The organism is Streptomyces sp. NPDC055287, from assembly GCF_053646035.1.
In genome coordinates this window covers 1-3928 of the sequence record NZ_JBSHNE010000104.1, presented here as the reverse complement: position 1 = coordinate 3928, position 3928 = coordinate 1, and the positions used below count along the sequence as shown (strand labels likewise).

The following is a 3928-nucleotide window of genomic DNA, read 5'->3' as shown; positions in this document are numbered from 1 at the left end:
GCCAGCCCACGCTGCCGGCTGAACTCCACGAAAACCGAAGGCGTGGACAGCACCGTCACACCGCCCGCAAGAGCGAGCGAACATTCATCGTTGCGTAGCGCCTGCACCGCCAGGTGCAGCGCCACCAACGATGACGAGCACGCCGTGTCCACCGTCACCGCCGGACCCTCAAGACCCAGCGTGTACGCGACACGACCCGAAGCGATGCTGCCGGCGCTGCCGTTGATGAGGTAGCCCTCGAACTCGTCCGCGGAGCCGCCGTAGATGCGCGCCGCTCCATAGTCGTCGTACATCACGCCCGCGAAGACACCCGCCCGGCTCCCACGGACCGAATCCGGGTCGATTCCGGCGCTCTCGAAGAGCTCCCAGGAGGTTTCGAGCAACAGTCGCTGCTGGGGATCGATCGTCATGGCTTCGCGTGGGCTGATACCGAAGAACGCCGGGTCGAACTGGTCCGCGTCGCGAAGGAATCCACCCTCGCGCGTATAGGAGGTGCCCTTGTTCTCGGGGTCGGCGTCGTAAAGGCCGTCGAGGTCCCAGCCGCGGTTGTCCGGGAATCCGGACACCGCGTCGCCGCCGGACGCGACGAGGTCCCAGAGGTCTCCGGGAGACTCCACGCCGCCTGGATACCGGCAGCTCATCGCGGTGATCGCGATGGGTTCGGTGCTGCCTTCCTCCAGTTGCTGCAAACGCTGCCGGGCCTGGTGCAGATCCCCGGTGACACGCTTCAGATAGGCGCGAAGCTTTTCCTCGTTTGCCATCCCCGTACTTTCCCTCTCACTTTTCCAAGAACTCACGCCGCGCGGCAGTCAGCCCAGCGGCACAGCAACGCCGGTGGTCACATCTGCTCGTCGATGAAACTGAAGAGATCGTCGTCGCTTGCCGAATCGAGCCGGTCGGCCACGGTAATTGCGGAAGACTCCGAAGTCGCGGGGGCGACCTGGCCTCCACCACCCATTCCGTTGCCGTCGCACTGTGAAAGCAGCTCCTGCAACCTGGACTGGATGCGTTCGCGGAACGGATCGTCCGCGGTCAGCGTCGTGAGTACGGATTCCAGCGCGTCGAGTTCACGCAGACCGAGTTCGGCCGGCGTCATCGCTTCTGCCGGGCTGAGCTCCGCCGCCAGGTTCGCTGCGAGGGCACTGGGCGTCGGGTAGTCGAAGATCAGGGTCGCGGGCAGCCGCAGCCCTGTGGCGCCGTTCAGCAGGTTGCGCAGCTCGACCGCTGTCAGCGAGTCGAAGCCGAGGTCCTTGAAGGGCCGCCCCGCCTGGACCCCGGCCGGTGTGGTGTGACCGAGGGCCGTGGCCGCATGAGTGCGTACGAGGTCCAGGAGGACGCGCCACCGCTCATCCTCACTGAGCTCCGCGAGCCGGTGCCGCAGAGCCTCCGGGCCTCCCGCTGCCGTCCCGGCGTCCATCCCCGTAACGGGACCGGAGGCCGAGCCTCCTGTGCCGCCGCCGTTCGCGGCCGCCCTGCGTACAACGGGATGACGCATCAGCCCCCGCAGCACCGCCGGTACACCCTGGCCGTCGCCACCAGCACGCAGCGCGGCCGTGTTCAGCCGCATCGGCAGGACCACCGCGTCGCTCACGCTCCCGGCCGCGTCGAAGAGCGCGAGCCCGCGCTCGGACTCCAGCGCGGCGATGCCCATGCGGGACAGCCGCTGTACGGCCCCCTCGCCCAGCCGCTCCGTCATGCCGCTGCGCTCGGCCCACAGTCCCCAGGCGAGCGCCTGGGCCGGCAGGTTGAGCGTGTGGCGGTGGTGGGCCAGGGCGTCGAGGAAGACGTTGGCCGCCGCGTAGACACCCTGGCCCGCCGTGCCGAGCGTGCCCGCCGCTCCGGAGAAGAGGATGAACGCGGACAGGTTCAGGCCCTGGGTCAGTTCGTGGAGGTGGAGCGCCGCGTCGACCTTGGGCCGCAGCACTCGCTCGATCTGTGCCGGGGTGATGGTCGTGATGACGCCGTCGTCGAGCACGCCGGCCGCGTGCACGACCGCTGTGAGCGGATGCGCGGTGGGTACGGCGGCCAGGACCTCCGCGAGCGCCTCGCGGTCGGCGGCGTCGCAGGCGGCCACCGTCACCTCGGCGCCCCGGGCGGTCAGTTCGGCGTGCAGCTCGGTGGCGCCGTCGGCCGCGAGGCCGCTGCGGCTGACCAGCAGGAGCCGCTGTACGCCGTGCTCCGAAACCAGGTGCCGGGCGATCATCCCGCCGAGGGCCCCGGTGGCACCCGTGACCAGGACGGTTCCCGACGGATCGAAGGCAGGACCGCCGTGCCCCTCGCCCCGTGCTCCAGGGGCCGGGGACGGGGAGTCGGACAGGGCCGGGGACATCCGCGACACACGCGGGAGCAGGATTTCGCCGTCGCGCACGGCGACCTGCGGCTCGTCGGTCGCCATCGCGTCAGGCAGGGCCAGGCAGGACGCTTCGGCGTCGTCCAGGTCGACCAGGACGAACCGGCCGGGGTTCTCCGCCTGCGCCGAACGGATCAGGCCCCACAGCGGTGCGTTCGGCAGGTCGGGCCGCTCCCCCCGGCGCGCCACCACGGCGTGCCGGGTGAGGAAGATGAGCCGGGATGCCGCGAACCGGTCGTCGGCCAGCCATGCCCGCATCGTCGTCAGCGCGTCTTCGACAGCGGTACGTACTCCCTCTGCCGCCCCGTCGACATCCGCGCCCGTGCCGTGACCGGACACGCAGGCGACCAGCACCACGTCCGGCACAGCCGCCGCACCTGCTTCGACTGCTTCGCTCAGCGAGGCGAGACCCGGATAGACCTCCATGCCCGCGTACGGATGGTCGGCTTCCCCGAGTTCGGCGCTCAGTTTGAACTCGTCGGGGCCGACCACGGCCCACGCCCCGCGCCCCTCGGGCCCGGCCGTCGGCGACAACGCCTGGTGCGGCGGCTCCCATTCCACACGGAACAGTCCGTCGCCGCGCCCGGCGGCGTCGAGCCGGCCCGGTTCGACCGGCCGCAGGACGAGCGAGTCGATCTGCGCCACCGGGTGCCCCGCGTTGTCGGCGACCGTCACCGAGACGGCGTCACCGCCCGCCGGAGCCAGGGCCACGCGTACGCTCGACGCGCCAACAGCGCGCACCGACACGCCGCGCCACGCGAACGGCAACCGCACGGTGGTCGTTTCCCCATGGAAGTCGCCCAGCCGCAGTCCGTGCAGCGCCGCGTCCAGCAGCGCCGGATGCAGGGCGGTCCTTGCGGCCTCGGCGTGCTGCTGCTCCGGCAGTGCGGCTTCGACGAAGACCTCGTCGCCGCGTCGCCACGCCGCACGCACCCCCTGGAACACCGGGCCGTAGTCGTAGCCTGTGGCGGCGAAGTCCTCGTACAGATCACCCGTCTCGACAGCCGCCGCGCCCTCGGGCGGCCACACACTCAGGTCGTGTGCGGGAGGTGCCTGGCTCTCGGCCACAGCCAGCACACCGGTGGCGTGGCGCGTCCACTCCTCACCGTACGCAGTGTCCTCCGGCCGCGAGTGGATGCTCACGTCGCGTCGCCCGGAGTCGTCCGCACCGCCGACCGTGACCCGCAGGCGTACCCCGCCCGTCTCCGGGAGGATGAGCGGCGCCTGGAGCGTGAGCTCTTCGACCACATCGCAACCGACCTGGTCACCCGCCCGTACCGCCAGCTCCACGAAGCCGGTCCCCGGGAACAGCACCGTGCCCGCGACCGCGTGATCCGCCAGCCACGGATGCGTACGCAACGACAGCCGGCCCGCGAACACGACCTCGCCCGAGTCCGGCAGCTCCACCGCTACACCCAGCAGGGGATGCTCGGCCGACTCCAGCCCGAGGCCCGAAACCGCACCGGACACGTCGGAACCTGTCTCCAGCCAGTAGCGGTTGCGTTGGAAGGCATACGTCGGCAGATCCACCCGGGACGCACCCGTCCCCCCGAACACCCCCGACCAATCAACAGACAC

Annotated in this window: 2 protein-coding genes; both read right to left on the bottom strand. The window is 70.8% G+C overall.

What is annotated here, in order from left to right:
• Nucleotides 1-761: beta-ketoacyl synthase N-terminal-like domain-containing protein (locus ACWIHY_RS40065; protein ID WP_454381665.1), on the bottom strand; the 761-nt coding region annotated here is incomplete at its 3' end.
• A 77-nt stretch (nt 762-838) separates the two neighbouring features.
• The coding region (locus ACWIHY_RS40060) for an SDR family NAD(P)-dependent oxidoreductase (RefSeq protein ID WP_454381664.1) at nt 839-3928 on the bottom strand (3090 nt) is incomplete at its 5' end.